Genomic DNA, 24,923 nt, shown 5'->3' with positions numbered 1-24,923 from the left:
GATGGCCATGGGCCCCGTCACCCGCAAGGGCCATGGCCGGCGCCGCGCGCCGATGGCCGAGATCAACGTGACGCCGCTCGTGGACGTCATGCTGGTGCTGCTGATCATCTTCATGGTGACGGCGCCGCTGCTGGTGGCGGGCGTGCCGATCAAGCTGCCCGACAGCCGCGCGGGCGCGCTGGATCAGGACCAGAAGCCGATCCAGGTCTCGATGGACGGCGAGGGCAAGATCTTCGTGGATGACGAACAGGTGGCGCTCTCCGCGCTGCCCGCGCGCCTGCAGGAGAAGGCTACGGCCAAGCCGGGCGGCGAGGCGCCGCAAATCTATCTGCGCGCCGATACGGGCCTGGATTACGGGCGCGTGATGGGCGTGATGGGCGAGCTGAGCCATGCCGGCTTCAACAAGGTCGCGTTGGTGACCACGCAGGGCGAGCAAAAGGGCCAGTGACGGCGTCCGACATCCTTCTCCCCTCCCTGGAAGGGAGGGGCCGGGGGTGGGTTGGCCCGCGTGTGCGCGGAACGCCCGCTTCCCCGATAGCGACCCACCCCCAGCCCCTCCCTTCCAGGGAGGGGGGCGGGACGGCGCATGGAGCGTCCGTTGGATAGGGCCGACCAGAAGGGCATCGGCCTTGCCGTCGCGGGCCATCTCGTCTTGCTGGCGGTGCTGACGATCGGCATTTCGCGGCGCGTGCCGCCGATCCATGCCGTGCCGCAGACGATGGACGTGCAACTGGTGGATGCGGTCGGGCTCCAGTCGGCCGCACCCGCGCCCGCGACCGAGGCGCCGCAGGAGCAGACCGCGCCCGAGGCAGGGCCGCCCGAAGAAGCGCCGCCGCCCGAGCCCGCGCCGCAGCCGACCCCGGTGCCCAAAGCGGCGAAGGAGCCCGTGCCGGCGCCGCCCGCGCCCAAGCCCGAACCGGCACCCAAGAAGGACGCGAAGAAGGCCGAGCCGCCGCCCAAGCCGGCGCAGCGGCTCAGCTCCGATTTCCTCAAGGACATCTCCACGGCGGCGAAAACCGAGGCCAAGGGCGCCACGGCGGGCAAGGGCAGTCGTACGACCGGCAGCAAGCTCGGCCCCGATTTCCTGAAGGGCATCGCCTCGCCCTCGGCCGGCAAGGGCACGACCGCGCGCGCGGCCATCACCGGCCCCGCGATGAACGGGCTTGCCGCTGCCATAAAACGGCAGGTGCAGCCCTGCTACGAGCTGGGCGCTCTGGGCGGTACGCCCGCCATGCAGATCGTCACCGTGCTCCAGCTTCGCTTCAACAAGGACGGATCGGTGCAATCCGCCCAGGTGGTGGAGCAGACGGGCGTGGACGGATCAAATGCGCGCTATAAGCAGCAGATGGCGGAGGTGAGCCGCGCGGCCGTGCTGCGCTGTTCGCCGCTGCGCCTGCCCGCCGAGCTGTATGCCGGCGGCTGGGAGAATATCGAAATGGGCTTCATTCCAAGGCAGATGCAGTGATGATCCTCCGCAATATCCTTCTGGCAGCCGCCATCGCGCTGCCCGCCACCGCGCAGACGCCCGCGCCCGATGCGGCCCCGCCGGCCGCGGGCGGCGCGCCGATCCGCGTGGACATTACCGGCGGCATCTCGCAGCCCATGCCGATCGCCATTCCGGTGATGCCGACACCGGCCTCCACCAACACGCCCGCCGGATCGACCGACGCGCTCGGCGCGCAGCTGGCGCAGGTGATTTCGGGCGATCTGAAGGGCAGCGGCCTGTTCACGCCGCTGGCGCCCGGCCAGCTCCGTCCGGTCGTGTTCCCGCAGGTGACGGCGCCCGATTATGGCGGCTGGCTGACGACGGGCGCGCAGGCGCTGATCCAGGGCTTCGTGCAGGCCAATGGCGACGGCACGCTGACCGTGGGCTGCTACCTCTACGACGTGTTCGCCAAGCAGGAACTGACGCGGCAGGGCTTCGTCGTGAAGCCCAGCGAATGGCGCCGCGCGGCGCACAAGTGCGCGGACATGGTCTATACCCGCCTGACCGGCGAGGGCCCCTATTTCGACAGCCAGGTGATCTACGTCTCCGAGACGGGCCCCAAGGTGCGGCGCGTGAAGCGGCTGGCGATCATGGATCAGGATGGCGCCAACCACCGCTTCATCACCAACGGCCAGTCGCTGGTGCTGACGCCGCGCTTCGCGCCGAACCGCCAGTCGATCGTGTTCATGTCGTTCGAGAATGATCGTCCGCGCGTTTATTCCTACGACGTGGGCTCGGGCCGCAAGCGGCTCGTCGTCGATGGCGGGGCGACGACCTTCGCGCCGCGCTTCTCGCCCGACGGGCGCTGGGTGCTGGTGTCGATGATCGTCAACGGCAATTGTGATATCTACAAGGTGCCCGCCGGCGGCGGCACGCCGATCCGCCTGACGACCTCGCCCGCGATCGACACGGGCGGCAGCTTCTCGCCCGACGGATCGCAGATCGTGTTCGAGAGCGATCGCTCGGGCGGCCAGCAGATCTACGTGATGAATGCGGACGGATCGAACCAGCACCGCATCAGCTTCGGCGGCGGGCGTTACGCCACGCCGGTGTGGAGCCCGCGCGGCGACCTGATCGCCTTCACGCACGTGGCCGGCAAGTTCAACATCGGCACGATGTCGCCGTCGGGGCAGGGCGAAAAGATCCTGTCCAACGGCTGGCAGGATGAAGGCCCGACCTGGGCACCGAATGGCCGCGTCATCCTGTTTTTCCGCACCGGGCAGGGCTCCGGCAAGGCAGATTTGTGGTCGGTGGATCTCACGGGTGTGAACGAACATCCGGTTCCGACGCCGCTGGATGGATCCGATCCGGCCTGGGGACCGTTACTTCCGTGAAACGACGGCGTTAAAGAAGTTTTGTACCCGTAACGATACCGGCTGATATGCCCATGATAAGGAGACGAATTGATGCGTAGTACGACCAAGGGCCTGATGGTCACCGCCGCGCTGCTCGCGCTCGCCGCCTGCTCGAAGACGCCGAAGCCGGCCGATCTTCCGCCGCCGCCGCCCGCCGAGACCGCACCGCCCGCACCGCCGCCGTCCGCGCCGGTCGGCTCGACCGTCGTTCCCGGCTCGCGCGCCGATTTCCTCGCGCAGGCCGGCAGCGACACCGTCCACTTCGCCACCGACAGCTATGATGTCGACGGCGAAGCGCAGGCGATCCTGACCGCGCAGATTGCTTGGCTCAAGAAGTTCCCGAACGTGACCGCCACGATCGAGGGCCATTGCGACGAGCGCGGCACGCGTGAGTATAACTTGGCCCTGGGCGACAAGCGCGCCAATGCCGCCAAGACCTTCCTGGTCAATGCCGGCATCGACGCGAGCCGCCTGACCGTGATCAGCTACGGCAAGGAACGCCCGGTCGACACCGGTTCGGACGAAGCCGCCTGGGCGCAGAATCGCCGCGCCGTGACGGTGGTGCCGCAATAAGATCCGGTGTGCCTCCCCATCGGAAGGTGGGGAGGGACCGCGACTTCGGCGGATCTAGAAAGCGGGGACGGCCGATGGGCTGTCTCCGCTTTTTGTTTCTCCAGTCCGTCACCCCGGACTTGATCCGGGGTCCCGCTGCCTATTCGCAGGGCTGAGCAAGGAAAGAAGCGGGATCCCGGATCAAGTCCGGGATGACGTGATGGTCGATCAGACGTCCATGCCCTGCAGCAGCTTGGGCAATTGGCCGCTTTCGCCACGAGCCTCGGCCATGAACATCTGCTTGATCGGCGGCACGCGCTCGATCACGTCCATGCCGAAGCGGCGGACGGCGCGCGCGGTCTTGCCGGGGACGCCGTAGATCCAGGTCAGCGCATCGGTGGTCGCGGCGACCGTGAACGTGTCGAGCGCGCGCCAGTTCTGATAGCGGGCGAGCAATTGCGCGTCGCCGGGCTCCAGCCCGAGGCGGAGGCCTTCCACCAGCACTTCGGTGAGCGCGGCCACGTCGCGCAGGCCGAGATTGAGGCCCTGGCCAGCGATCGGATGGATGCCGTGCGCCGCATCGCCAACGAGGACGAGGCGCGTGTCCGTGATGCGCGCGGCATGATGGAAGCCAAGCGGATAGCTGGAGCGGCGGCTGGCGGTGCGCAGCGCGCCGAGCATGCCGCCCATGCGCTTCTCGGCCTCGGCCAGGAAGGCGCGGTCGGGCAGGTCGAGCATGGCGGCGGCATCGCGCCGGGGCACCGTCCAGACGATCGCGGAGCGGTGGCCATCGGCATCGTCGTTCATCGGCAGCAGTGCGAACGGGCCGGCCGGATAGAAGATTTCGTGCGCGACGTTGCCGTGGGGCAGTTCGTGGCCGAGCGTGGCGATGATCGCGGAATGATCATAGTGCCAGCGTGCCACCTCGATCCCGGCGGCCTCGCGCGTGGGCGACTGGCGGCCCTCGGCGGCGATCAGCAAAGGAGCGGAGAGCGTGGTGCCGTCGGCGAGCGTGACCGTCACGCCCGCCTCGGTGCGCTCGGTGGCGACGGGGGTGGCGGGGGCGAGCAGGCGGAGGTGACGCGCTTCCTTCGCCTGTTCGTGCAGCGCGAGGCGCACCGCGCGATTTTCGAACATCATGCCGAGCGGGCCTTCCTCCTCGCTCGTGTCGAAGACGAGGGCGCGGGGCGTGAGGCCGTCGGCGGCGCGGATCGTGCGGATCGGGCAGCCCTTGCCGGCAAGGCGATCGGCCAGCCCGATCGCCTCGAACATCTTGTACGAGGCGCTGGCGATGGCCGACGAGCGGCCGTCGAAGCCGGCGGCATGCAAGGTGGCCGGATCGGCGGGATCGACGACGATCGCGGAGATTTCGTGGGCATCGAGAGCGAGGGCCAGCGTGAGGCCGACAAGCCCGCCGCCGAGGATGATGACGTCTGCGCGTTCCATGGGGGCGGTTTAGGCGCTCATGCGGGTGCCGTCATCCTGAACTTGCTTGAGGTGGATCAGGTTCGACCGTGGACACCGATCTGACGTTCACCGTATTCCGGCGAATGCCGGAATCCAGGGACGCTGGGCGGTGGTGTTTGCAGCTCTGGGTTCCTGCTTTCGCAGGAGTATGATCGATACATGTTCGAGCGGAATAGACCCCCACTTATCTCAGGATGACGGCAGGTGGCGAGGCGCCTCACACGTCCGGGGCGGAGACGTCGTCGTTCGCGCCTTCGTCGAGGAATTGCTGGAGCAGCCAGGAGGCGGCGGGGCCGGGGGGCTCGTCGCGGCGCCAGATGCCCGAGAAGCGATAGGTGCCGCCCGTATCGTCGGGCAGAGCGAGGCGGACGAGCGTGCCCGCGAACAGATCGGCCTCCACCATCGGCAGCGGCATGTTGCCCCAGCCGATCCCCTCGCGCAGCAATTGATGCTTGGCGCCCAGATCGGCGAGGCGCCAGGTGCGCGTGCTGGTGACGGCGAAATCGCGCCCCTGGGTAAGCGGCGAGCGATCGGACAGGACGAGCTGGACATGATCGCGCGTGGCGCCGGGCGGGATCGGGTTCATCCGGGCGAGCGGATGATCGGGCGCGGCGAGCGGCACCATCAGCACGGATCCGGCCGCGACGCGCTCGATCTCGGTGCCGGATATGATCGGGCCGCTGATGCCGATCACGGCGCGGCGATCCACCACGTGCGACGTGATCGCGCCCAGCGCGTCGACATGCAGGCGCAGCGACACGGTGGGGAATTGCGCGCTGAACCCCCGCAGCACGCGGCCGAGCCGATCGGACGGCAGCATCACGTCCACCGCCAGATTGACCTCGGCCTCCAGCCCTTCGAGCAGACCCTTCACCTTGGCGCGCAGGCCATCGATGCCCTGTGCGACATTGCGCGCCTCGGCCAGCACGGCGCGGCCGGCCACGGTCAGCGTCGGGCGGCGCGTGCCCTCCCGCTCGAACAGGGGCAGGCCCAGCTGCGCCTCCAGATTGCCGATCCCGTAGCTCACGACCGAGACGGCGCGGTTCATGCGGCGCGCGGCGGCGGCGAAGCTGCCCGTCTCGACGACGGCGAGGAACAGGCGGAGCTGATCGAAGGTGGGCGTGCCGGGATTTGCCATTTCAACTTTCTCGAATGAACTCACCGATATTATGCGGCTTATCGGGCAAGTCCACCTCGCTTATCTCCGGCCCAACGCAAAAGGAGGTCGAGATGATCGCAGCACAGCCCACCCTCAGCCGCTCCGAATGGCAGGCGGTATCGATCGCGTTCAACGATGCGGCCCGATGCGGCTGCGTCGCCACCCGCGAACCGGGCGCGCTGCGAAAGATCTACGCCAGGCTGACGGGCCATCACGGCCCGCGCCCTCTGGCCAACGAACGGCTGGAGGCGATCCGCAGCTTCGTCTGCTCCACGCGCCGCAGCCGCAAGCCGGCCGAGGCGCTGGTGCCGGTGCTGCACGATCAGGGCTTCAGCCCCGCGCAGGTCGACGCGCTCGCTCTCCTCTCGCTCTGAACCCCCAATTCCGGATACCGGAAAGGATCTGACATGATTGAAGTACGGCCTTTCGCATCGCTCGGCGGCGAGAATCATGGCTGGCTGGATGCCAAGCACCATTTCTCCTTCGCCAATTATTATGATCCCAAGCGGACCAACTGGGGCAATCTGCGCGTCTGGAACGACGATACGATCGCGCCCAAGAGCGGCTTTCCGCCGCATCCGCACCGGGACATGGAGATCATCACCTATGTCCGCGAAGGCGCGATCACCCACCAGGACAATCTGGGCAACAAGGGCCGCACCGAGGCGGGCGACGTGCAGGTGATGTCCGCCGGCACCGGCATCGCCCATGCCGAATATAATATGGAGGACGTGACGACCCGGATCTTCCAGATCTGGATCCAGCCGACCCGCACCGGCGAGAAGCCGAGTTGGGGCGCCAAGCCCTTCCCGAAGGGCGATCGGTCCGGCCAGTTCGTGGTGCTGGCCTCCGGCTTCGCGAACGACAATGACGCGCTCAACATCCGCACCGATGCGCGGGTGGTGGCGGCCACGCTGAAGGCGGGCGAGACCGCCGAATATCCGCTGGGTGCGGATCGGCGCGGCTATCTCGTCCCGGCGACGGGTGCGGTCGAGATCGAGGGCCAGCGCGCCAATGCGCGTGACGGCGTCGCGATCACGGGCGTCGAGACGCTGAAGGTGACGGCGATCGAGGATACCGAACTGGTCCTCGTCGACGCGGCCTGAACAACTTGAACCGTTCGTACTGAGCCTGTCGAAGTACGTGCTTCAGGTGGTAACACTTGGAGCACGTCCTTCGACTTCGCTCAGGACGAACGGAATTGGAAACGGAAAGAAGACGCCATGACCCTGCGCGCGCATGACATGCCCGGTGTCGATTCGATCATCCTGCCGCCCGTCCGCGATCTGGGCGATGGCTTTCAGGTACGGCGCGCTCTGCCCTCGGCGCATCGCCGGATGGTAGGCCCGTTCATCTTCTTCGATCAGATGGGGCCGACCGCTTTTGCCGGCGGCGACGGGCTCGATGTGCGGCCGCATCCCCATATCGGCCTCGCCACCGTCACCTATCTGCTGGAGGGCGAGATCCTTCATCGCGACAGCGTGGGATCGGTGCAGGCGATCCGGCCGGGCGAGGTCAACTGGATGACGGCGGGCTCCGGCATCGTCCATTCCGAGCGGAGCGGACCCGAGGTGCGCGCCGCCGGTGGCCCGCTCTACGGGCTGCAGACCTGGGTGGCCCTGCCCAAGGCGCATGAGGAAACCGCGCCGAGCTTCGCCCATTTCAAGGCGCAGGATATTCCCAAGACGGATGGCGACGGCACCGCGCTGACCCTGATCGTGGGGACGAGCGACGGGCTGCGCTCGCCGGTGCCGAGCTTCTCCGACATCGTCTATGCCGATATCGTGCTGGTGGACGGCGCCCGCTATCGCCTGTCGGCCGAGCATGAGGAGCGCGCCATCTATGTCGTCTCCGGCGCGGTGACGGTGGAGGGCCAGACCGGCGGCTTCACCGAACATGAGCTGATCGTGTTCAAGCCGGGTGCGGAGATGGTGCTGAAGGCGGACGGCCCGACACGGCTGATGCTGGTCGGCGGAGAGCCGCTGGCGGAGCCGCGCCAGATCTTCTGGAATTTCGTATCGAGTTCGGCCGACCGGATCGAGCAGGCCAAGGAGGATTGGCGCGAAGGCCGCTTCGCCAGGGTGCCCGGCGAAACCGAGTTCATCCCGCTGCCGGCCGATATCAAGCCGGCGCCCGTGCGCTATCCCTGAGCTACTGCTGAGTTAGAATGCTGCCGTGCTCCTGCGTTCGCAGGAGCACGATGCATTCAAATATCCGAAAAGATCAGGCCGCGCTGGCGGCGCGCTCTTCGGCGATCAGGGCGCGGGCGAAGGGGATGCATTGGCCGCACTGCGGCCGGCGGCCGAACGCCGCATAGGCGGCCAAAGGATTCTGGCAGCCGGAACGCGCCGCTTCGCGGACATCACGTTCCTTCAGAGCATTGCACACGCAAACGACCATCGGCGACTCCATCGTCGCCACCTGATCTAAAGCTAGTGAGAACCACTCGCAACAGTTTTTGCGAGTCGATCGCATTCGGTTCATCGCAAGCGCACCCTTCGCGGAAAGGCGTGGGCGCGCGCGGCCGGATGCGGGCAGGCGGCGCTGGGAGGCAACGGGGCCTCCCGCGGCGCTTACTTGATCTTGGCTTCCTTGAACTCGACATGCTTGCGCACGACGGGATCATACTTCCGGAAGTTCATCTTCTCGGTCTGGTTGCGCGGATTCTTCTTGGTCACGTAATAGAAGCCCGTGTCGGCGGTGCTGACGAGCTTGATCTTGACCGTAGTCGGCTTGGCCATGGGGCTATCCCGAATCTTCTGCTGGGGCGCCTTGCGACGCCGGAAAAACAAAAAGCGGCCGGAGCCGCTCGCTGGAGGTGCCCTGTGACGCCGGGCAGGGCAAATGTCAAGGGATCGGTGAAATCGATCCGTCTTAATCCTCCGGTAACCCTGTTTTCTCCATAAGTATCGGTAGGGGGGCTTATCATGGCGATGATGATCGATCAGCAATCGGGTTTCCGGACCGCGCTCGGCCAGTTTGCCGCGGAGCTTCCCCGGCTGAAAGGGGCGGATCGGATGCTCCTCGTCAATCAGCTGCGGCGTCTGGCGCTGGCCAGCGAACTGCATTCGGCGGCCGAGGTGGTCGGCGGGATGGCCGATGCGATCGCGCGTGAGGAAGGATCCGCGCTGCTCGGCCCCTGGCTGGCCGCGATCGACCAGGCGGCATCCTGCACGTCGGAGACGCATGACGTGGCACCGCTTCTCCTCGCGACCGTGGGCGTGCGCTACGCGCATTGATCGCGATCAAATTCCGCCGCTTCGAGGTCTGCGATTTTCTCAATCAGCTTGAACGATATTGTTCGGCTCCCGTAATGGAGCCGTTCCGCCGCTTTTCCGTTAGAAGGGTCGGAACCAGCGAATGAGGAGATTCCCGATGGCGGATACGCCTTCCAAACTTGCCACGCCCACCGATCTTTCCAGCAACAAGCTGCACGGGGTCGCCGAGGCGCTCAACGCGTCGCTGGCCGATGCCTATGCCCTGTATCTGAAGACCAAGAATTTCCACTGGCACATTTCCGGCCCGCACTTCCGCGATTATCACCTGATGCTCGACGATCAGGCGACGCAGATCCTGGGCGTGACCGACGCCATTGCGGAGCGCGTCCGCAAGACCGGCGGCACCACCTTGCGCTCGATCGGCGACATTGCCCGCCGCCAGACGATCAAGGACAATGATGCCGATTTCGTCAGCGCCGATGCGATGCTGGCGGAGCTGCGCGACGACAATCTGAAGCTCGTCGAGGCGTTCCGCGTCGTGAAGGAACAGGCCGAGGAGGCCAAGGACAATGCCACCAGCGGCATCGTCGACGAATGGACCGACCAGGCCGAGGAGCGCTCCTGGTTCCTGTTCGAGGCCAGCCGCAAGGCGTGATGGTCGAGGCGGCCGGTACGGATCGAGGTCCTGCCGCGCCGCCCGCACCGCGTTCGTGCTGAGCGTGTCGAAGCACCGTTCTTCTCGCCAACGGTAAAAAGAACGGCACTTCGACAGGCTCAGTGCAAATGGTGGACGTTGATTTCGGCCGGCGTTGGCGGGGACGAACGGGAACGCAGCCTTTTACCGGTCGTTATATCAGCGAAAGGAGTTTCCATGCTCAAGCTTGCGCTGATGTTTCTCGTCCTGGGCCTGATCCTCGGGGCGCTGGGATTTGGCGGGATCGGCGGCGCCTTCATCGGCATCGCCAAAATCCTGTTCTTCATCGTGATCGCGCTGTTCGTGATCTTCCTCGTGCTGGCGCTGCTGGCCGGCAGGGCGATCACCTGACGGGTGCTGCCATGACGATGAGAGGGAGGGCGGCCCGGCGGGTCGCCTTTTCTTTTTGCGCCGGTCACGCATCGTTCCCGTTCGCTTCGAGCGAAGATCGAGCTTGTCGAGATCGCAGTCGAGAAGTCGACGCCCGCCTTCTCGACAAGCGCATCTCGACAGGCTCGATGCTGCTCGAAGCGAACGGATGGGGGCGAAATAGAGAGGGACGGGATGCGTGACTTTTCGCGCCTGCTCGACGGCCTCGTCTATACGCGCTCGCGCAACGGCAAGCTGAAGCTGATCGCCGATTATCTGCGCGCGACGCCCGATCCCGATCGCGGCTGGGCGATGGCCGCGCTGACGGGGACGCTGGACCTGCCGCATGTGAAGCCCGCCGCGATCCGCGCGATCGTGGAGGAGCGGATCGACCCCGTGCTGTTTTCGATGAGCCGCGATTTCGTGGGCGATCTGGCCGAGACGGTGTCCTTGCTCTGGCCGAAGCCGCCGGGGATGGTCGAGGAGGTGGACAGCGGCGCGCTCCGCATTTCCGCCGTGGTGGAGCGGCTGAAATCGCTCGGCCGGGCGGAGGCGCCGCGCGCGCTGGCGGAGATGCTCGATCAGCTGGACGCCTCCGGCCGCTATGCGTTGCTGAAGCTGGCGACGGGGGCATTGCGCGTCGGCGTCTCGTCGCGCCTCGCCAAGACCGCGCTCGCCAGCGCGTTCGGCCTCGACGTCGATCAGGTTGAGGAGGTGTGGCACGGGCTGAAGCCACCCTTCGCACCGCTCTTCGCCTGGGGCGAGGGGACGGGCGCGCAACCGACGCCGGCCGACGTTCCGGTTTTCCGTCCCTTCATGCTCGCGCATCCGCTGGAGGACACGCGCGTCGATCTCGCCGATTATGCGGCCGAGTGGAAATGGGACGGCATTCGCGTCCAGATCGTGCGCGTGGGCGAGGAGACGCGGCTCTACAGCCGCGCGGGGGACGACATTACCGCGAGCTTCCCGGAGGTGGCGGCGGCGTTTCGCACGCCCGGCGTGCTGGACGGGGAATTGCTGGTGAAGGGCGCGCATCAGGGCGGCGAGGCGCTGGCGGAAGGCGAGGGGGCGGCGAGCTTCAACGCGCTCCAGCAGAGGCTCGGGCGCAAGACGGTGTCGGCGGGGGCGCTGGCCGATTATCCCGCGTTCGTAAGGCTTTACGATATCCTGTTCGAGGGCGGGAAGGATCTGCGCGAGCAGCCGTGGAGCGCGCGCCGGGCCCGGCTGGAGGCGTTCGTCGGCAGCCTCGATCCCGCGCGGTTCGATCTGTCGGCGGTGATCGAGGCGGCCGATTTCGAGGCGTTGGAGGAGATTCGGGCGGGCGCGCGCGACGCCGCGATCGAGGGCGTGATGCTCAAGCGGCGGGATTCGCTTTATGTCGCGGGGCGGCGCACGGGCCTCTGGTACAAATGGAAGCGCGATCCGCTGACCGCCGATTGCGTGGTGATGTATGCCCAGCGCGGGCACGGGCGCCGCTCCAGCTATTATTCGGACTATACGTTCGGATGCTGGAGCGAGGCGGGCGAATTACTGCCCGTCGGCAAGGCCTATTCGGGGATCACCGACGAGGAGATGAAGTGGCTCGATCGCTTCGTGCGGACCAGCACGGTGCAGCGCTTCGGCCCGGTGCGCGAGGTGGAAAAGAGCCTCGTCTTGGAAATCGCGTTCGATTCCATTCACGTATCGAAGCGGCACAAATCCGGGGTGGCGATGCGCTTCCCCCGGATCGCGCGGATACGGACGGACAAGCCGGCGGCCGAGGCGGATACGATCGAGGCGCTGAAGCGGCTGATCGTTTGAAATGCCGTGGAGCCGTACTCCTGCGAAAGCAGGAGTCCAGAGCTTCACACGTGTCGCTTTGCAGCCCTGGGCTCCTGCTTTCGCAGGAGCACGTGGCCTAATTACCGCGCGAATTCCGCGAGATAGTCGGCCAGGCCCTGCGGGTTCATGCTGCGCGCGTCGGAGAGGGCGGTGGTCTTGCCGGCGTTGATCAGGCGATCGCTCTTCGGATCGACCACGAGCAAAGCGGGCACGCCCGCCAGGCGATCCTTGAAGCCATAGCGCGCGGGCACGTCGAGATTCTTGTCGAACCGGCCGACATCGACCGAGACGATCTCATAATGCTTCTTCATCCACGCATCGACTTCGGGCAGTTCCATCGTGCCCGCGAGGATCCGGCAATCGAGGCACCAGTTTCCGCCCAGATCGATCAGCAGCAGCTTGCCGGACGCCTTGGCGCGCGCCCGCGCCTTGTCGACAGAGGCCATGGCGGGGGCGGTCTGGTTGTAGGGCAGGGGCAGGGGCTTGGCGAGCTGCTCGAAGCTCTGCGCCTTCACGCGCGGCGCGGGAACGGCGGCGCCGGCGGTGCCCGCCAGAGCGATGGCCACGAAGGCGGACAGGATGGCACGCATAGTCTTCAGTCTCCGGTACGTTGCTCGGTGCAACGATCATGCCCGGGAAATAGGTGCGGGGGCGTTTTTGCCGAAGAGAGGCTTTCTTGGGCGGCCTAAAGTTGGGGCGGGGAGCGAGTGGCTGCTGCGGGTGGAAGCGGGCTTCACTGTGTCCCGTATATCTTCAGGACTTTTCCGTTTGATCGGCACATCTCAATATAAGCTGTTCCACCCACGCCCCGTTCGGGCTGGAAGCCATGCACGATCCAGATTCCATTCCGGAGCTTTGCAGAAAGCGGTCTGACGAACATTCCAGGAAGTGCCCGGCGCAGATAGCGATCAGCTATATCGATCGCGATTTTTTCATTGTCGACGATGCCACCTTTGGGCTGGAATATCTCGACATCTTCGCGACACTTGTCGGCTGCGCTTTGCGTTGTGACGTGAACGGGATTTGCGACGCCGCCCTGAGGTGAAGCGGCGAGCATGAACGCCATCACAAGTGTTATTCGCTTCATATCGCGACGATGCCGATCACCGGCGATGTCCGCAACAGGCGCGAAAGCCGTCGTTGATCATCCCATCATCCCTGACCCTTCGACAGGCTCAGGACAGGCTTGATCCGGGATCCCGCTTCTCTTCTGCGGGGCGATCGAAGCGGGCCCGCGGATCAAGTCCGGGGTGACGCGGTTCTTTGACGGCGCGCTATGAGGCGAAAGCGGCCGCTGATTTCCTTTTGCCGCCACATTCACCCATCGACCAAAAAGAAAGGGCCCGGCCAGCGCATCCGCTGGCCGGGCCCGATCGTTTCGGCGTAGGTTCGATCCGGCGATTATTCGCCGGGGACGAGATTCACGGCCGCATATTTGCCGCGACGATCGACTTCCAGTTCGAACTGGAGACGATCACCTTCGTTCAGCGTCGTCATGCCGGCGCGCTCGACGGCCGAGATGTGGACGAACGCGTCCGGCTGGCCATCATCGCGCTGGATGAAGCCGAAGCCCTTCATCGCATTGAAGAACTTCACCGTGCCGCTGGCCTTCTCGCCCGTCAGCTGGCGCTGCGGACCACCCGCGGCGCCGCCGGGGCCGGCCGCAGCCGGTGCACGGCCTTCGCCCACGGGAACGACATCGCCGGTGAGCTTCAGGTTGGTCGCCGAGACACGGCCGCCGCGATCGACGAGCGTGAATTCCAGCGTCTGGCCATCGCCCAGACCGGAAAGACCGGCCTGCTCGACCGCCGAGATGTGCACGAACACGTCCTCGCCGCCGTCATCGCGAACGATGAAGCCGAAACCCTTCTGGCCGTTGAAGAACTTAACGGTGCCCTTGCCTTCGCCGATCATCTGGGCAGGCATGCCGCCGCCGCCGCCGCCACGACCGCCGCCGAAGCCGCCACCGCCGCCGCTGCGGAAACCGCCGCCGCCGCCGCCACCGCCGAAGCGATCACCGCCGCCACCGAAACGGTCGCCGCCGCCGAAGCCGCCGCCACCACCGCCGAAGCGATCACCGCCGCCACCATAGCCACCGCGACCCCCGCCGCCGTAACCACCGCCGCCGCCGCCATAGCCGCCGCCGAAATCGGAACCGCCGAAGCTGTCCTCGCCAAAGCCGTCGCGCTTGTCCCTGCCACCGCGCTGGCCGCGCCGCCCTCTATCAAAACCCATGCCGCAAGAATCTTTCCAAGTCAGTCGCCCCGAGCATCAAACCGGACGCGACGGGCGAAGTCGCGTCAGATTGGTCAGCATATACTATGCCTAAGCAATAGTCAGCCTACAACAAATCCTGATCAGTCGCGAGCGAATTCCGCCTTTTTCCCGCCATGATGGTGAACGCTCCTTCACATTCACCCTTAAGCGTGCCTTTTCTGCACGGTAGATCGAGACGGGAAGACGCTCAACCGGTCGCATCCGAAACGGAAAGGACGCGCGATGTGTTCCCTGCCTCGACTGTCGGGCAAAGCGCTTCCACCGCAGGCGATCAGGTTCTAAGGGCTGTGCATGACCGTATATTTCCATGAAGAAGATCTTCCCGCCGACGTACTGGCGCCCGGCCCCGTCGCCGTCGATACCGAGACGATGGGCCTGCTCACGCCGCGCGACCGGCTCTGCGTGGTCCAGATTTCGGACGGCGGCGGCGACGAGCATCTCGTCCGCTTCGCGCCGGGGAGCGACTATGCGGCGCCGAATCTGCGCGCCGTGCTGGCCGATCCGGGCCGGCTGAAGCTCTATCACTTCGCGCGCTTCGATCTCGCGGCGATTCGCCATTATCTGGGCGTGGTCGCGGCGCCGGTTTACTGCACCAAGATCGCCTCGCGCCTGATCCGCACCTATACGGATCGCCACGGCCTGAAAGAATTGGTGCGCGAGATTCTGGCGCAGGACTTGTCGAAGCAGCAGCAATCGTCCGACTGGGGCGCGCCGGACCTGAGCGACGCGCAGAAGGATTATGCCGCGTCCGACGTGCGCTTCCTTCATCAGCTGCGCGAAAAGCTGGACGAGCGGCTGGTGCGCGAGGGCCGCATGCACCTGGCCCAGGCATGCTTCGATTTCCTGCCGTCGCGCGCCGAACTCGATCTGGCCGGCTGGCCCGAGATCGATATCTTCGCGCATATGTGAGCGCGGGCGCTTAATGTCCGTTCTTGCCAGCGAACGCCGCCAGCGCCGCCGCGACTGGGCGATGGCGGGCGGCCGCCACGACATACAGATGGCGATCCTGCGCGTGCTGCTGCCCGCGCTGGTGGGCATCATCGCTTTGTTCCTGGCGGTGGCGCCGCTGACGGTGGGTGCCGACATCAGCTTCGTCCTCTCGAAGAAGGGCGTGGACGTGGCGCCGGAGCGGATGCGCGTGAGCCACGCCGTCTATCGCGGGCGGGACGGCAAGAATCAGCCGTTCATCCTGACGGCCGCTTCGGCCGTGCAGCAGACCTCGCGCGATCCGATCCTGCGGCTGCAGACGCTGCACGCGCGCATCGGGCTGACCGACGGCCCCGCAGACGTGACCGCGCCGCGCGGCCGCTATGACATGAACAGCGATCGCATCGCCGTGGACGGCCCCGTCCATTATCTCGGCTCGGGCGGCTACCGCGTCGATACGCGTGACGTGCTGATCGATCTTCGGACGCGCATGCTGAAGAGCCGGGGCGCCGTGGACGGCACGATGCCGCTCGGCACGTTCGCGGCGGATCAGATGCGCGCCAATCTGGAGACCAAGGTGATCGATCTTGTCGGGCGCGCCCGCTTGCATATCGTCCAGAGGCAGGCCAGAGCCGCGCGATGATCCGGGGGCTTCTCATCGCGGCGTTGCCGCTGCTCGCGACGGCCGCTGCCGCGCAATCCGCTTCCTCCGCGCAGGCGCAGGGCAATGGTGGCCTGTCCGTGCTGCGCGGGCATGACAGCAATGCGCCGGTGGACGTCACGTCCGATCGGATCGAGGTGCAGGATCGCGCCGATCGCGCGATCTTCGTCGGCAATGTCCATGCGGTGCAGGGTGACATGACGATGGATTCGGCGCGCATGACCGTCGCTTACTCGCGCGGCGCCGGGCCGAACGCCGATCCCCAGATCCAGCGCATCGATGCCTCGGGCGGCGTGACGGTGGTATCGCCCAGCGAGCGCGCCAAGGGATCGTTCGGCATTTACGATCTCAACCGGCGCATCATCACGCTGATCGGCAACGTCTCGCTGCTGCGCGGCGGCAATACCGTGAACGGCGCGCGGCTGGTGATCGATCTGAATACGGGCCGGTCGACCGTGGACGGCAGCGCCGTCGGCGGGGCGGCCTCCTCCGCGAAGGGCGGCCGCGTGACCGGCCGCTTCACCGTGCCGCAGAAGACCCAGAACGGCGCGACGCCGACGACACCGCCCGCCACCACGCCGCCGACGAAGTAACCCTCAGGCCATCCAGGCGGGAGGCGTGCCCGGCGGATCGTCCCAGCGGGCGACGGCGGGCGTGCAATCGCGGCGGTTGGGGACGAGGCCGTGCGCCAGCATCGCGCGCGCGTCCCGATCCACGATCGCATGCTGCCTGGCGCTGCCGAGCAGGCGCCGCGCCAGCAACAGACCATGACCCGCCAGCCAGGCCGACGATGCCGCGACCGCGCGACCGCGCGATCCGGTGAGCGCCCAGAAGCGGCGGCGCGAACCATACCAGTAAGGCGGCAGCTTGGGGCGCCGATCGGTGGGGCGCGATCCGTTGACGCCGGTGGCGGCGCCGCCGACATGGCCGATGCGGCTGGCGGGCTCGTGCCGGATCGACCAGCCGGCCTTCCGCATCCGCCACATCAGCTCCACCTCCTCGAAATAAAGGAAGAAGCCGGTGTCGAAGAGGCCGGAGTCGCGCAGGGCGGCTGAGCGGAACATCACGCTCGCGCCCGTCGCCCACTCCACCTCCTCGGCGGCGTCTCCGAACGAGACGAGCTTGCCCGGCGCGAACAGGCGCTGGAGGATCGCCATGCGGCCACCCCGCACCATCTCGCCCCCGATCGTGGGAAAGGCGAAGGCCGAGCCCGAGGCCGAGCCGTCGGCCTCCAGCAGCAGGCTGCCGACCGCGCCGCAGCGGGGATAGGCGTCGAGCGTGTCCGCAAGACGCGCGATCGCGCCGGGCTCCACCACCGTGTCCGGATTGAGCAGGTGGATGTAATCGGGCGGATCGTCGCGCTGGAGCAGGCGCTGGATCGCCTGATTATTGGCCCAGCCGAAGCCGCCGTTGATGGGGAGGGGGAGCAATTCCACCCACTCCGCGAGCGGGGAGGCCGCCAGCGCCTCTGCCAGTTTCTCCGCCGATCCGTCGCCCGATCCGCCATCGACGAGGATCGCGCGCAGGCCCGGCAAGGCGGCGCGCTCGCCAGCGGCCGATTCGAGCGCCGCGATCGCCAGATCGGGTGTCCGGTAATTGACCATCACGATGGCGATCGAACGGGTCATGGCGTCATCGTCCCAGGCGGATCGTGGCGGGGACGCCGAGCGCGAGCGCGCCGGCGGGCACATCCTTCAGCACCACCGCATTGGCGCCGACCTGCGCGCCGTCGCCGAGATGGATCCGGCCGAGGACGACCGATCCGGCGCCGAGCTCCACGCCTTCGCCCAGGATCGGTGCATCGGCCAGCGCGTCCAGCCGGCGCAGGCCCAGCGTGCAATTCTGGCGGATGATGCAACGGTCGCCGATCACGGTGGCGCCGTGGACGACGATGCCGCCCTGATGCTCGATCACGACTTGGCGGCCGACGCTGGCCGAATAAGGCAGCTCGATGCCATAGCGGTTGCGGCAACGGCGGAACGCCCAGCGATAGAGGATCGAGAGCGGCGCGCGCAGCGGCTGGCGCACGCCCATCCGCCACACGCCGAAGCGATAGACGGCGAGCGTGCGGAAGCCGGGCTTGGTCCAGTCGCGGCCATGGGCGCGCCAATCCTCCGCGATTAGCGCGAACAGGCCGGGGCGTTTCCCGGGCGCGATGCTCATGCGGTCCCGCTCCCCTTATATTCGATCAGCTTGGCCTTGCGGCCGGACAGGCGCTCGCGATGGAAGGAGAGGATGCCGGAAAATTCGGCGATCTTGCCGACCATCAGCAGCACTGCGCTGGCGCGGGCGACGCCGGGCGGCAGGCCTTCCTTCGCGCGGCGCGCGAAGATGCGGGCGATGTTCAGCACGAACAGCCCCACGCAGGCGGCCGCCAGCAACAGCAGGATCGGCTCCACGACGCTGCCGACCAGCGCCACGGCTGCGAACAGGGGAAGGGCGCCGCCCCAGATGATGTCCCGCCGCACGATCGCCTGCCAGTCGGGCGAGCGAACGTCGGGATGGCGCCAGGCGAGTTCGGCGAAGGCATGGCCCGCGCGCTTCGTGCGCCGCCACCATTGGCCGAAGCGGGTGATGGCGGCATCGTGCAGCGTCATCTCGCCCGCGATCCGGGCGAGGCGCCAGCCTTTGGCGCGCAGCCGCATCGACATGTCGGGTTCCTCGCCCGCGATCATCTCGTCCGGATAGCCGCCCGCTTCGCGAAAGGCGTCGGCGCGGATCAATATGTCGCCGCCACAGGCGCCGACCTCGCCGACGGGGACATTCCACTCGTCATCGCACAGGGCATTGTAGATCGAGGCTTCGGGATGACGCTCGCGGCGGCGGCCGAAAACGAGCGCGAGGCCATCGTCCGCCGCCAGCGCGGCGGTGCCGGTGGCGATCCAGCCGGGCTGGACCTCGCAATCGCCGTCCACGAACTGGAGCAAGGCGGTGTTCGGGAAGCGGGCGAACAGGGCTTCCACCCCGGCATTGCGCGCGCGGGCGGCGGTGAAATTGGGCGGGACGGCCAGTTCGACCACCTCGACGCCGAGGCCGCGCGCGAAGGCCTGGCTGCCATCGGTCGAGCCGGAATCCACATAGACGACCGGCCCCGCGCCGACGACCGAGCGCAGGCAGGTCTTGAGCCGCTCGCCCTCGTTGCGGCCGATCACGATGATGCCGACGCCCCCGTCCATCGGATCAGCTCAGGCAGGCCAGATAGCCGCCGCGCCGCATCGGCCCCAGCCGGCGCGAGATGCGGTCGCCATAGCGGCGGACGAAGCCGTGCGGATCGATCGCGTCGCGCTTCTTGGGCAAAGGCAGGATGGCGGCGATGCGCGCGGCCTCCGTGGGCGTGAGATGGCTCGCATCATGGTGGAAGTAGCGCATCGCCCCGGCATTGGCGCCATATGTGCCGATCCCGGTTTCGGCGATGTTAAGATACACCTCCATGATCCGCCTCTTGCCCCAGATCAGCTCGATCAGGCCGGTAAACCATGCTTCCAGCCCTTTGCGAAGCCAGGAACGGCCCTGCCACAGAAAGGCGTTCTTCGCGGTCTGCTGGCTGATCGTGGAGCCTCCGCGAAAGCGCTTGCCCGCCTCATTGCCCGAATAGGCTTTCTGGATCGCGGTGAAATCGAAGCCGTGATGGCGGCAGAAATTGCCATCCTCGGCCGAAACGGCGGCGCGCGCCATATTCGGATCCATGCGCGAGAGCGGCATCCAGTCCTTGGAGATCGAACGCCCGCCGACGATGTCGCCGATCATCGTCATCGTGATCGGCGGGGGCACGAAGCGATAGACGACCACCCACAGGATCGATCCGAAGAAAAAGATCAGGACGGCGCGCCACAGCCAGCGGAACAGGCGTCGGGGGAGGCTGCCGGTCTTCTTGCCGGAGCGCGATGCGGTGCGGGCCATGCGTGCGGTCTAGTCGACGCGCGGAACAGGTCAACGCGCCTCTCCGTTACGCCGGGAGAATGAGGGGATGCCGATGAAATTCGCCTGTGCGGTCGCGGCCGCGATGCTGGCCCCTGCGACAGCGGAAGCGGGCGATCTCCGCATTCTCTGCCCGGATCGGCCTGGTCTGAATACGCCCGCCTGCACGATCGATCCGGGCCACGTCCAGATCGAGACGGGCATCGCCGACTGGACACGCGAGAAGCACCCGGGGAGCGTGACCGATACGCTGGTGACGGGCGACTGGCTGGTGCGCGCGGGCGTGGGGCGATCGACCGAATTGCGCTTCGGCTGGACGAGCTATGGCCGCGAGCGGGAGCGCGACCGGATGAGCGGCGACGTGCAGACCAGCCACCGAACCGGCGACATCACGCTCGGCATCAAGCAGAATATCGCCCAGCCCGATGGCGAAGGCTTTTCGGTCGCGGTGCTGCCGTCCGTGACGTTGCCCGTCGGCCGCGGTCCGATCGGCGCGGGCACGTGGAGCGCGAGCATGCTGATCCCCATATCCTGGGAGATCGGCCACCATATCTATCTTCAGCTGACGCCGGAGGTGAACGCCGCGGCCGATCAAAGCGGGGCAGGGCGCCATCTTTCCTATGGCAGCTCCGGCGGGATCGACATCGCGCTGAACAAGAAGATCGATCTGGAACTGGAGGTGCAGGCGATCCGCGATCGCGATCCTTCGGGCCATGCGACGATGGCGCTGGCGAGTGCGGCGCTCGGCTATCAGATCGGCAAGAATTGGGAGGTGGATTTCGGCGGGGTGGCCGGGCTCAACCGCGCCAGCCCCGATGTGGAAGCCTATTGCGGGATCGTCCGCCGCTTCTGAAGCAGAACCCGAAGTCTCCCAGAGCCTGCCATTTTTTCCGTTCGTGCTGAGGGCAGTCTAGGCACGAACGGGTGGGTCAAGGCGCCCGCCGGCATGTTATGCCGATGTTAAGAGCGGATCGGTATGAGGCCGCTCATGGTCTGGCGGCGATCCACAATCATGAAGCTCCGTCACGCGGCGAGCGTGGCGCTGATGATGGCGATCGTCTGCGCGCTGGGCACGATCTTCATCCTGGCCGCCCATGTGCTGGAATGGTTCCTCGAAGGGCGCATGACGCACCTGACGATCGGCCAGCTCGTGGGGACGGACAGCCTCTGGCTGCAGATACCGCTCTGCCTCATCAGCCCGGTCGTCACCTTCCTGGCGCTCTATCTGTTCTTCGGAGCGTGGAGCTATGCCGTCCGCAAGGACATGGAGGCGGATGCGGGCCCGCCTCCGGACTGATCCCGCGCCCGTCAGACGGCGAGCATCACCAGCGCCATCACCACCATCATCACATTCTCGGTCAGCGACAGGAAGCCCAGCGGCACATTGCTGTCGCCGCCGACGCAGGCGCATTTCAGATCGCGCTTGTCGACATAGACCGCCTTGATCACCGACACCGCGCCGACCGTGCCGATGAAGAGCGCGATCGAGATGGACAGCCATTCCAGCACGCCCGCGATCATCAGCACGCCGGCGGCCGCCTCCGCAAACGGATAGAGATAGGCATAGGGCACCCAGCGCCGCGCGAGCAGATCGTAACCTAGGAACATGCCCGAGAAACTCTCGATGTCGCGCAGCTTCAGGATGGCGAGGACGCACATGCTGAACGCGATGAACCAGCGAAACACCGTCATCGGCACGAGCGCGCCATAGGCCTGCCAGCTCGCCGCGAGCGCCATCAGCGCGGTGACGGCGAACACGGCGATGACGGGGCGATAGGTGACGGCCTTGGGATCGGGCACCGAAAGGCCGAGATAACGGCGCAGATCGCTGTTGCCGCCGATCCGCTCGCCATCGATGAAGATCTGGGGCGTGGAGGTGACGCCCTGCGCCGCCTTGAACGCGTCGGTTTCCTCGCGCGTCTTGAACGTATGATCCTCGACCTGGAAGCCCCTGCTCTTCAGCAGGTGGAGCGCCTTGCGGCCGTGCGGGCACATCGATTTGCCGATCGTCATCCGATAGAGGATCGCCTGCCTGCCGGAAGCTGCCGTCGCCATGTCGCCCTGCCTTGTCGGTGTTCGTTCGGCGCACATATAGGGTCCGTACCATAGTACGGAGTCAAGAGTGTGGGCCTGACGATCGGCGCGCTGGCGAAGGATGGCGGCGTGGGGGTGGAGACGATCCGCTATTATCAGCGGCGCGGGCTGATGCGCGTGCCGGATCAGGCGGGCGGCATACGGCGCTATGCGGCCGAGGATGCGCGGCGGCTGCGCTTCATCCGGCAGGCCCAGGGCGCGGGCTTCACGCTGGAGACGATCGGCGAACTGCTGGAGCTGGATGCGGGGCAGGATCGCGCGGGCGAGAGCGCTGACGCTGGAGCGGATCGCGGAACTGGATGCGAAGATCGCGGCGCTGACGGAGGCGCGTATGGCACTGGCGCGGCTGGCGCACGAATGCGGTGCGTCGGCCAGAGGGCCGTGCCCGATCATCGAGGCGTTCGAAGGGGAATAGCATCCGGTGCTCCTGCGAACGCGGGAGCCCGGAGCTTCGGGTGTTGGGCTTGCGGCCCGGGTGCTCCTGCCTTCGCAGGAGCACCGTCGGGCTTTACGCCATCGCGGGCAGCAGGCGCTTCTCGCCGGCGAGGCGCATCATCGCCTTCTGCAATTTGTCGAAGGCGCGGACCTCGATCTGGCGGACGCGTTCGCGGCTGACGCCGTAAACCTGGCTCAGTTCCTCCAGCGTTTTCGGATCGTCGGACAGGCGACGCTCGGCGAGGATATGCTTCTCGCGATCGTTCAGGCTGTCCATCGCCTCGGTCAGCATGTCGTGGCGGACATCCTTTTCCTGAGACTCGGCCAGCCGCTCGTCCTGCAGCGGATCGGTGTCGACCAGCCAATCCTGCCACTGGCCCTCGCCATCCTCGCGCATGGAGACGTTCAGCGACGTATCGCCGCCCATCGACATGCGGCGGTTCATCGAGTGAACCTCTTCCTCGCTCACGCCGAGGTCGGTGGCGATCTTGGCCACATTCTCGGGGCTGAGATCGCCTTCCTCGAACGCGTCGATCTGGCTCTTCATGCGGCGCAGGTTGAAGAACAATTTCTTCTGGGCCGCAGTGGTGCCCATCTTCACGAGGCTCCACGAGCGCAGGATATATTCCTGGATCGAGGCGCGGATCCACCACATCGCATAGGTGGCGAGGCGGAAGCCGCGATCCGGCTCGAACTTCTTCACGCCCTGCATCAGGCCGATATTGCCCTCCGAGATCAGCTCGGCGGTGGGCAGGCCATAGCCGCGATAGCCCATCGCGATCTTCGCAACGAGGCGCAGATGGCTGGTGACGAGGCGCGCGGCCGCATCCGTATCGCCATGCTCCTGAAAACGCTTGGCGAGCATATATTCTTCCTCCGGCTGGAGGAGCGGAAACTTCCGGATCTCAGACAGATACCGATTGAGACCGGCCTCGCCGCCAAGCGCCGGGATGGTCGCGGGGGTGGAGGACTTGGTGGCCATGTTTACTTTCTCCCTGGGCCTTCGCCCTGGAGGCGGACTGCCAGTCCGTCCCCGTCGATTGTCACCTTAGCAGAAGGCGGCTGAATAGTTCCTGCATATCCGCCGGAATCCTGCTTTCGAACGCCAAAGCTGCGCTTGTCACCGGATGGATGAAACCGAGATGGGCGGCGTGCAACGCCTGCCTCTCGAACCCCAAACTATCGAGCAGCTTGCGCTGTTCCTTGCTCGCCCGGCCATAGACCGGATCGCCCAGCAAGGGATGCCCGATCGAGGCCATGTGGACGCGCACCTGATGCGTACGGCCCGTTTCCAGCCGGCATTCGATCAGGCTCGCGCCATTCAGCGTCTCGATCGTATCATAGTGCGTCACGGCGCGCTTGCCGCCCTGCACGATCGCCATTTTCTTGCGGTTCGTGTGGCTCCGGCCGAGCGGGGCATCCACCACGCCCTTGATGGGGCGGGGGCTGCCCGTAACGATCGCGCGATAGCGGCGGTTGATCGAATGGTCGGCGAATTGCTTGGCGAGCCCCGCATGCGCGCGGTCCGTCTTGGCCGCCACCATCAGGCCCGACGTATCCTTGTCGATCCGGTGGACGATGCCCGGCCGCTCGACCCCGCCGATCCCGGAGAGCGAACCCCGGCAATGGTGGAGAAGGGCGTTGACGAGCGTACCGTCCAGATTGCCGCAGGCGGGGTGGACGACCAGACCGGCGGGCTTGTCGACCACGATCAGATGCTCGTCCTCGAAGGCAATGACGAGCGGGATTTCCTGCGCCTCGTTGTGCGCGGGCTTGGGATCCGGAACCGAGACGATGTAGGCGTCGCCCGGTTTCACCTTGATCGCGGGATCGCGCACCGCCGTGTCGTCACGCGTGACGCTGCCCGAGGAGATCAGCGCTTTCAGCCGTTCGCGGGAGAGCGTGGGCACAAGCGTCGCAAGCGTCCGATCGAGGCGCCACCCGGCGGCCTCATCGGGCACGATCGCATGCTTGACTGACACCCCCGCGTCCATTGGACTTCGCAATGTGGGAGGGAGCCGGGGTTTTTCAAGGATGCGGGGTCGCCTCGACAGGGCATTGCCGCGTGGTTAGCAGGTCGGACGTGACCGTGAGCATCGCCCGCATCTGCCTCGATCGCCTGCGGGCCGAGGCCGCCGCCTCGCCCGAGCGCGAGATTTGCGGGCTGCTGTTCGGAACGCCCGTCCGGATCGAGGCCGCTCTGGCCACCCTCAATATTGCCGCACGCATCGAGGACGAGTTCGAGATCGATCCGCGCGCGCTGATCGCCGCGCATCGGGCGGAGCGCGCGGGCGGGCCGCGCCTGATCGGCCATTATCATTCGCATCCGTCGGGATCGGCTTTTCCCTCGGCGCGGGACGCGGCGGCGGCGGAGCCGGGGCGCCTGTGGCTGATCCTCGCGAGCGGCGATGCGCGGCTGTGGCGATCGGAAATCGACGGATTTGCGGCGGTTCCGCTCGATATCGGTTGAGCGGACGGTTGCGCTCGGCG

Annotated in this window: 31 protein-coding genes and 1 pseudogene; 18 read left to right on the top strand and 14 right to left on the bottom strand. The window is 66.6% G+C overall.

What is annotated here, in order from left to right:
* Position 1 precedes the first annotated feature (1 nt).
* The 4 genes from HL653_RS19480 (at position 2) to pal (ending at position 3,414) form a co-directional block, all read left to right on the top strand.
* Positions 2–448: a biopolymer transporter ExbD gene (locus HL653_RS19480; RefSeq protein ID WP_171745978.1), complete on the top strand. Its 447-nt coding sequence runs from the start codon at positions 2–4 to the stop codon at positions 446–448.
* A gap of 150 nt (positions 449–598) precedes the next feature.
* Entirely contained in the window at positions 599–1,465 is an 867-nt protein-coding gene (locus HL653_RS19475; protein ID WP_253717105.1) for a hypothetical protein, read from the top strand.
* Positions 1,465–2,820, top strand: coding sequence for a Tol-Pal system beta propeller repeat protein TolB (tolB, locus tag HL653_RS19470; protein WP_171745976.1), 1,356 nt, complete (start codon positions 1,465–1,467; stop codon positions 2,818–2,820). Before HL653_RS19475 ends, tolB begins: the two co-directional genes overlap by 1 nt.
* Before the next feature lie 72 nt (positions 2,821–2,892).
* Entirely contained in the window at positions 2,893–3,414 is a 522-nt protein-coding gene (gene pal / locus HL653_RS19465; protein ID WP_171745975.1) for a peptidoglycan-associated lipoprotein Pal, read from the top strand.
* A gap of 207 nt (positions 3,415–3,621) precedes the next feature.
* Here pal and HL653_RS19460 read toward each other — a convergent pair whose 3' ends face one another.
* Both HL653_RS19460 and HL653_RS19455 read right to left on the bottom strand, forming a co-directional pair.
* Positions 3,622–4,839 carry an FAD-dependent monooxygenase gene (locus HL653_RS19460; protein WP_171745974.1) on the bottom strand — a complete coding sequence of 406 codons (1,218 nt, stop codon included), beginning with the start codon at positions 4,837–4,839 and terminating at the stop codon, positions 3,622–3,624.
* A 238-nt stretch (positions 4,840–5,077) separates the two neighbouring features.
* A complete protein-coding gene (locus HL653_RS19455) occupies positions 5,078–5,998 on the bottom strand; it encodes a LysR family transcriptional regulator (protein ID WP_171745973.1) in 921 nt (306 codons plus the stop codon).
* A 92-nt stretch (positions 5,999–6,090) separates the two neighbouring features.
* Between HL653_RS19455 and HL653_RS19450 the strand changes: the two genes are divergently transcribed.
* The 3 genes from HL653_RS19450 to HL653_RS19440 all read left to right on the top strand — a co-directional run bounded on the left by HL653_RS19450 (position 6,091) and on the right by HL653_RS19440 (position 8,169).
* Positions 6,091–6,393: a hypothetical protein gene (locus HL653_RS19450; RefSeq protein ID WP_171745972.1), complete on the top strand. Its 303-nt coding sequence runs from the start codon at positions 6,091–6,093 to the stop codon at positions 6,391–6,393.
* A 33-nt stretch (positions 6,394–6,426) separates the two neighbouring features.
* The gene (locus tag HL653_RS19445; protein WP_171745971.1) at positions 6,427–7,125 is read left to right on the top strand and encodes a pirin family protein; all 699 of its coding nucleotides are present in this window, start codon (positions 6,427–6,429) and stop codon (positions 7,123–7,125) included.
* A gap of 117 nt (positions 7,126–7,242) precedes the next feature.
* A complete protein-coding gene (locus tag HL653_RS19440; protein WP_171745970.1) occupies positions 7,243–8,169 on the top strand; it encodes a pirin family protein in 927 nt (308 codons plus the stop codon).
* 73 nt (positions 8,170–8,242) lie between these two features.
* Here the strand turns inward: HL653_RS19440 and HL653_RS19435 are convergent, their stop codons facing one another.
* Together HL653_RS19435 and rpmG are read right to left on the bottom strand one after the other, a co-directional pair.
* The gene (locus tag HL653_RS19435) at positions 8,243–8,419 is read right to left on the bottom strand and encodes a bacterioferritin-associated ferredoxin (protein WP_171747126.1); all 177 of its coding nucleotides are present in this window, start codon (positions 8,417–8,419) and stop codon (positions 8,243–8,245) included.
* Between the two features lie 173 nt (positions 8,420–8,592).
* Positions 8,593–8,760 carry a 50S ribosomal protein L33 gene (gene rpmG, locus HL653_RS19430; RefSeq protein WP_171745969.1) on the bottom strand — a complete coding sequence of 56 codons (168 nt, stop codon included), beginning with the start codon at positions 8,758–8,760 and terminating at the stop codon, positions 8,593–8,595.
* 186 nt (positions 8,761–8,946) lie between these two features.
* On the opposite strand from rpmG, the gene HL653_RS19425 reads away from it, so the two are divergent.
* The 4 genes from HL653_RS19425 to HL653_RS19410 all read left to right on the top strand — a co-directional run bounded on the left by HL653_RS19425 (position 8,947) and on the right by HL653_RS19410 (position 12,100).
* Positions 8,947–9,258, top strand: a complete 312-nt coding sequence (locus HL653_RS19425) for a hypothetical protein (RefSeq protein WP_171745968.1) — start codon at positions 8,947–8,949, stop codon at positions 9,256–9,258.
* 136 nt (positions 9,259–9,394) lie between these two features.
* Positions 9,395–9,892 carry a Dps family protein gene (locus HL653_RS19420; protein WP_171745967.1) on the top strand — a complete coding sequence of 166 codons (498 nt, stop codon included), beginning with the start codon at positions 9,395–9,397 and terminating at the stop codon, positions 9,890–9,892.
* 216 nt (positions 9,893–10,108) lie between these two features.
* Positions 10,109–10,282 (top strand): DUF1328 family protein, encoded by a 174-nt coding sequence (locus HL653_RS19415; RefSeq protein ID WP_171745966.1) that lies wholly within the window; start codon positions 10,109–10,111, stop codon positions 10,280–10,282.
* Positions 10,283–10,495: 213 nt separating this feature from the next.
* The gene (locus HL653_RS19410) at positions 10,496–12,100 is read left to right on the top strand and encodes a cisplatin damage response ATP-dependent DNA ligase (RefSeq protein ID WP_171745965.1); all 1,605 of its coding nucleotides are present in this window, start codon (positions 10,496–10,498) and stop codon (positions 12,098–12,100) included.
* 101 nt (positions 12,101–12,201) lie between these two features.
* Here the strand turns inward: HL653_RS19410 and HL653_RS19405 are convergent, their stop codons facing one another.
* The 3 genes from HL653_RS19405 to HL653_RS24515 form a co-directional block, all read right to left on the bottom strand.
* Positions 12,202–12,711, bottom strand: coding sequence for a thioredoxin family protein (locus HL653_RS19405; protein WP_171745964.1), 510 nt, complete (start codon positions 12,709–12,711; stop codon positions 12,202–12,204).
* A 143-nt stretch (positions 12,712–12,854) separates the two neighbouring features.
* Positions 12,855–13,187, bottom strand: a complete 333-nt coding sequence (locus tag HL653_RS19400) for an NTF2 fold immunity protein (protein WP_171745963.1) — start codon at positions 13,185–13,187, stop codon at positions 12,855–12,857.
* A gap of 335 nt (positions 13,188–13,522) precedes the next feature.
* Positions 13,523–14,356 (bottom strand): cold-shock protein, encoded by an 834-nt coding sequence (locus tag HL653_RS24515; protein ID WP_171745962.1) that lies wholly within the window; start codon positions 14,354–14,356, stop codon positions 13,523–13,525.
* Between the two features lie 333 nt (positions 14,357–14,689).
* Between HL653_RS24515 and HL653_RS19390 the strand changes: the two genes are divergently transcribed.
* Genes HL653_RS19390 through HL653_RS19380 form a run of 3 tightly spaced genes read left to right on the top strand, consistent with a single transcriptional unit; the run spans position 14,690 to position 16,579 of the window.
* Positions 14,690–15,307 (top strand): ribonuclease D, encoded by a 618-nt coding sequence (locus tag HL653_RS19390; protein WP_171745961.1) that lies wholly within the window; start codon positions 14,690–14,692, stop codon positions 15,305–15,307.
* Positions 15,308–15,320: 13 nt separating this feature from the next.
* The gene (lptC, locus tag HL653_RS19385; protein WP_171745960.1) at positions 15,321–15,968 is read left to right on the top strand and encodes an LPS export ABC transporter periplasmic protein LptC; all 648 of its coding nucleotides are present in this window, start codon (positions 15,321–15,323) and stop codon (positions 15,966–15,968) included.
* Positions 15,965–16,579 carry an LptA/OstA family protein gene (locus HL653_RS19380; protein WP_171745959.1) on the top strand — a complete coding sequence of 205 codons (615 nt, stop codon included), beginning with the start codon at positions 15,965–15,967 and terminating at the stop codon, positions 16,577–16,579. The genes lptC and HL653_RS19380 overlap by 4 nt, the downstream gene beginning before the upstream one ends.
* A gap of 3 nt (positions 16,580–16,582) precedes the next feature.
* Here the strand turns inward: HL653_RS19380 and HL653_RS19375 are convergent, their stop codons facing one another.
* From HL653_RS19375 to mtgA, 4 genes are read right to left on the bottom strand one after another with little or no spacing between them, the layout of a single operon-like run.
* Positions 16,583–17,614 carry a glycosyltransferase family 2 protein gene (locus HL653_RS19375; protein WP_171745958.1) on the bottom strand — a complete coding sequence of 344 codons (1,032 nt, stop codon included), beginning with the start codon at positions 17,612–17,614 and terminating at the stop codon, positions 16,583–16,585.
* A gap of 4 nt (positions 17,615–17,618) precedes the next feature.
* A complete protein-coding gene (locus tag HL653_RS19370) occupies positions 17,619–18,149 on the bottom strand; it encodes a serine O-acetyltransferase (protein ID WP_171745957.1) in 531 nt (176 codons plus the stop codon).
* Complete coding sequence (locus tag HL653_RS19365) at positions 18,146–19,162, bottom strand: glycosyltransferase family 2 protein (protein ID WP_171745956.1); 1,017 nt, start codon at positions 19,160–19,162, stop codon at positions 18,146–18,148. Before HL653_RS19365 ends, HL653_RS19370 begins: the two co-directional genes overlap by 4 nt.
* Before the next feature lie 4 nt (positions 19,163–19,166).
* Positions 19,167–19,886, bottom strand: a complete 720-nt coding sequence (mtgA, locus tag HL653_RS19360; protein ID WP_171745955.1) for a monofunctional biosynthetic peptidoglycan transglycosylase — start codon at positions 19,884–19,886, stop codon at positions 19,167–19,169.
* A gap of 73 nt (positions 19,887–19,959) precedes the next feature.
* On the opposite strand from mtgA, the gene HL653_RS19355 reads away from it, so the two are divergent.
* Both HL653_RS19355 and HL653_RS19350 read left to right on the top strand, forming a co-directional pair.
* Positions 19,960–20,757 (top strand): transporter, encoded by a 798-nt coding sequence (locus HL653_RS19355; protein ID WP_171745954.1) that lies wholly within the window; start codon positions 19,960–19,962, stop codon positions 20,755–20,757.
* Positions 20,758–20,916: 159 nt separating this feature from the next.
* The gene (locus HL653_RS19350; RefSeq protein ID WP_171745953.1) at positions 20,917–21,201 is read left to right on the top strand and encodes a hypothetical protein; all 285 of its coding nucleotides are present in this window, start codon (positions 20,917–20,919) and stop codon (positions 21,199–21,201) included.
* An 11-nt stretch (positions 21,202–21,212) separates the two neighbouring features.
* Here the strand turns inward: HL653_RS19350 and HL653_RS19345 are convergent, their stop codons facing one another.
* Entirely contained in the window at positions 21,213–21,959 is a 747-nt protein-coding gene (locus tag HL653_RS19345) for a glutaredoxin (RefSeq protein ID WP_216599901.1), read from the bottom strand.
* Positions 21,960–22,028: 69 nt separating this feature from the next.
* Between HL653_RS19345 and HL653_RS19340 the strand changes: the two are divergent.
* Positions 22,029–22,413, top strand: a pseudogene (locus HL653_RS19340) (MerR family transcriptional regulator).
* A gap of 93 nt (positions 22,414–22,506) precedes the next feature.
* On the opposite strand, the gene rpoH reads toward HL653_RS19340, so the two are convergent.
* Positions 22,507–23,415 (bottom strand): RNA polymerase sigma factor RpoH, encoded by a 909-nt coding sequence (rpoH, locus tag HL653_RS19335; protein WP_171745952.1) that lies wholly within the window; start codon positions 23,413–23,415, stop codon positions 22,507–22,509.
* Positions 23,416–23,476: 61 nt separating this feature from the next.
* Complete coding sequence (locus tag HL653_RS19330) at positions 23,477–24,427, bottom strand: RluA family pseudouridine synthase (RefSeq protein WP_171745951.1); 951 nt, start codon at positions 24,425–24,427, stop codon at positions 23,477–23,479.
* A gap of 89 nt (positions 24,428–24,516) precedes the next feature.
* On the opposite strand from HL653_RS19330, the gene HL653_RS19325 reads away from it, so the two are divergent.
* Positions 24,517–24,903 (top strand): M67 family metallopeptidase, encoded by a 387-nt coding sequence (locus HL653_RS19325; protein ID WP_253718151.1) that lies wholly within the window; start codon positions 24,517–24,519, stop codon positions 24,901–24,903.
* Positions 24,904–24,923: the final 20 nt, after the last annotated feature.

This window comes from Sphingomonas sp. AP4-R1, assembly GCF_013113735.1.
Classification (GTDB): Bacteria; Pseudomonadota; Alphaproteobacteria; order Sphingomonadales; family Sphingomonadaceae; genus Sphingomonas_I.
Note: the sequence above shows the minus strand (reverse complement) of the source record. Positions and strands in the feature narration are given on the sequence as shown.

What these genes read in the sequence shown, in the direction of transcription:
- HL653_RS19480 (WP_171745978.1), top strand. Translation starts at nt 2, where the DNA reads ATGGCCATGGGCCCCGTCACCCGCAAGGGCCATGGCCGGCGCCGCGCG.
- tolB (WP_171745976.1), top strand. Translation starts at nt 1,465, where the DNA reads ATGATCCTCCGCAATATCCTTCTGGCAGCCGCCATCGCGCTGCCCGCC.
- pal (WP_171745975.1), top strand. Translation starts at nt 2,893, where the DNA reads ATGCGTAGTACGACCAAGGGCCTGATGGTCACCGCCGCGCTGCTCGCG.
- HL653_RS19460 (WP_171745974.1), bottom strand. Translation starts at nt 4,839, where the DNA reads ATGGAACGCGCAGACGTCATCATCCTCGGCGGCGGGCTTGTCGGCCTC.
- HL653_RS19455 (WP_171745973.1), bottom strand. Translation starts at nt 5,998, where the DNA reads ATGGCAAATCCCGGCACGCCCACCTTCGATCAGCTCCGCCTGTTCCTC.
- HL653_RS19450 (WP_171745972.1), top strand. Translation starts at nt 6,091, where the DNA reads ATGATCGCAGCACAGCCCACCCTCAGCCGCTCCGAATGGCAGGCGGTA.
- HL653_RS19445 (WP_171745971.1), top strand. Translation starts at nt 6,427, where the DNA reads ATGATTGAAGTACGGCCTTTCGCATCGCTCGGCGGCGAGAATCATGGC.
- HL653_RS19440 (WP_171745970.1), top strand. Translation starts at nt 7,243, where the DNA reads ATGACCCTGCGCGCGCATGACATGCCCGGTGTCGATTCGATCATCCTG.
- HL653_RS19435 (WP_171747126.1), bottom strand. Translation starts at nt 8,419, where the DNA reads ATGGTCGTTTGCGTGTGCAATGCTCTGAAGGAACGTGATGTCCGCGAA.
- rpmG (WP_171745969.1), bottom strand. Translation starts at nt 8,760, where the DNA reads ATGGCCAAGCCGACTACGGTCAAGATCAAGCTCGTCAGCACCGCCGAC.
- HL653_RS19425 (WP_171745968.1), top strand. Translation starts at nt 8,947, where the DNA reads ATGGCGATGATGATCGATCAGCAATCGGGTTTCCGGACCGCGCTCGGC.
- HL653_RS19420 (WP_171745967.1), top strand. Translation starts at nt 9,395, where the DNA reads ATGGCGGATACGCCTTCCAAACTTGCCACGCCCACCGATCTTTCCAGC.
- HL653_RS19415 (WP_171745966.1), top strand. Translation starts at nt 10,109, where the DNA reads ATGCTCAAGCTTGCGCTGATGTTTCTCGTCCTGGGCCTGATCCTCGGG.
- HL653_RS19410 (WP_171745965.1), top strand. Translation starts at nt 10,496, where the DNA reads ATGCGTGACTTTTCGCGCCTGCTCGACGGCCTCGTCTATACGCGCTCG.
- HL653_RS19405 (WP_171745964.1), bottom strand. Translation starts at nt 12,711, where the DNA reads ATGCGTGCCATCCTGTCCGCCTTCGTGGCCATCGCTCTGGCGGGCACC.
- HL653_RS19400 (WP_171745963.1), bottom strand. Translation starts at nt 13,187, where the DNA reads ATGGCGTTCATGCTCGCCGCTTCACCTCAGGGCGGCGTCGCAAATCCC.
- HL653_RS24515 (WP_171745962.1), bottom strand. Translation starts at nt 14,356, where the DNA reads ATGGGTTTTGATAGAGGGCGGCGCGGCCAGCGCGGTGGCAGGGACAAG.
- HL653_RS19390 (WP_171745961.1), top strand. Translation starts at nt 14,690, where the DNA reads ATGACCGTATATTTCCATGAAGAAGATCTTCCCGCCGACGTACTGGCG.
- lptC (WP_171745960.1), top strand. Translation starts at nt 15,321, where the DNA reads ATGTCCGTTCTTGCCAGCGAACGCCGCCAGCGCCGCCGCGACTGGGCG.
- HL653_RS19380 (WP_171745959.1), top strand. Translation starts at nt 15,965, where the DNA reads ATGATCCGGGGGCTTCTCATCGCGGCGTTGCCGCTGCTCGCGACGGCC.
- HL653_RS19375 (WP_171745958.1), bottom strand. Translation starts at nt 17,614, where the DNA reads ATGACCCGTTCGATCGCCATCGTGATGGTCAATTACCGGACACCCGAT.
- HL653_RS19370 (WP_171745957.1), bottom strand. Translation starts at nt 18,149, where the DNA reads ATGAGCATCGCGCCCGGGAAACGCCCCGGCCTGTTCGCGCTAATCGCG.
- HL653_RS19365 (WP_171745956.1), bottom strand. Translation starts at nt 19,162, where the DNA reads ATGGACGGGGGCGTCGGCATCATCGTGATCGGCCGCAACGAGGGCGAG.
- mtgA (WP_171745955.1), bottom strand. Translation starts at nt 19,886, where the DNA reads ATGGCCCGCACCGCATCGCGCTCCGGCAAGAAGACCGGCAGCCTCCCC.
- HL653_RS19355 (WP_171745954.1), top strand. Translation starts at nt 19,960, where the DNA reads ATGAAATTCGCCTGTGCGGTCGCGGCCGCGATGCTGGCCCCTGCGACA.
- HL653_RS19350 (WP_171745953.1), top strand. Translation starts at nt 20,917, where the DNA reads ATGAAGCTCCGTCACGCGGCGAGCGTGGCGCTGATGATGGCGATCGTC.
- HL653_RS19345 (WP_216599901.1), bottom strand. Translation starts at nt 21,959, where the DNA reads ATGGCGACGGCAGCTTCCGGCAGGCAGGCGATCCTCTATCGGATGACG.
- rpoH (WP_171745952.1), bottom strand. Translation starts at nt 23,415, where the DNA reads ATGGCCACCAAGTCCTCCACCCCCGCGACCATCCCGGCGCTTGGCGGC.
- HL653_RS19330 (WP_171745951.1), bottom strand. Translation starts at nt 24,427, where the DNA reads ATGGACGCGGGGGTGTCAGTCAAGCATGCGATCGTGCCCGATGAGGCC.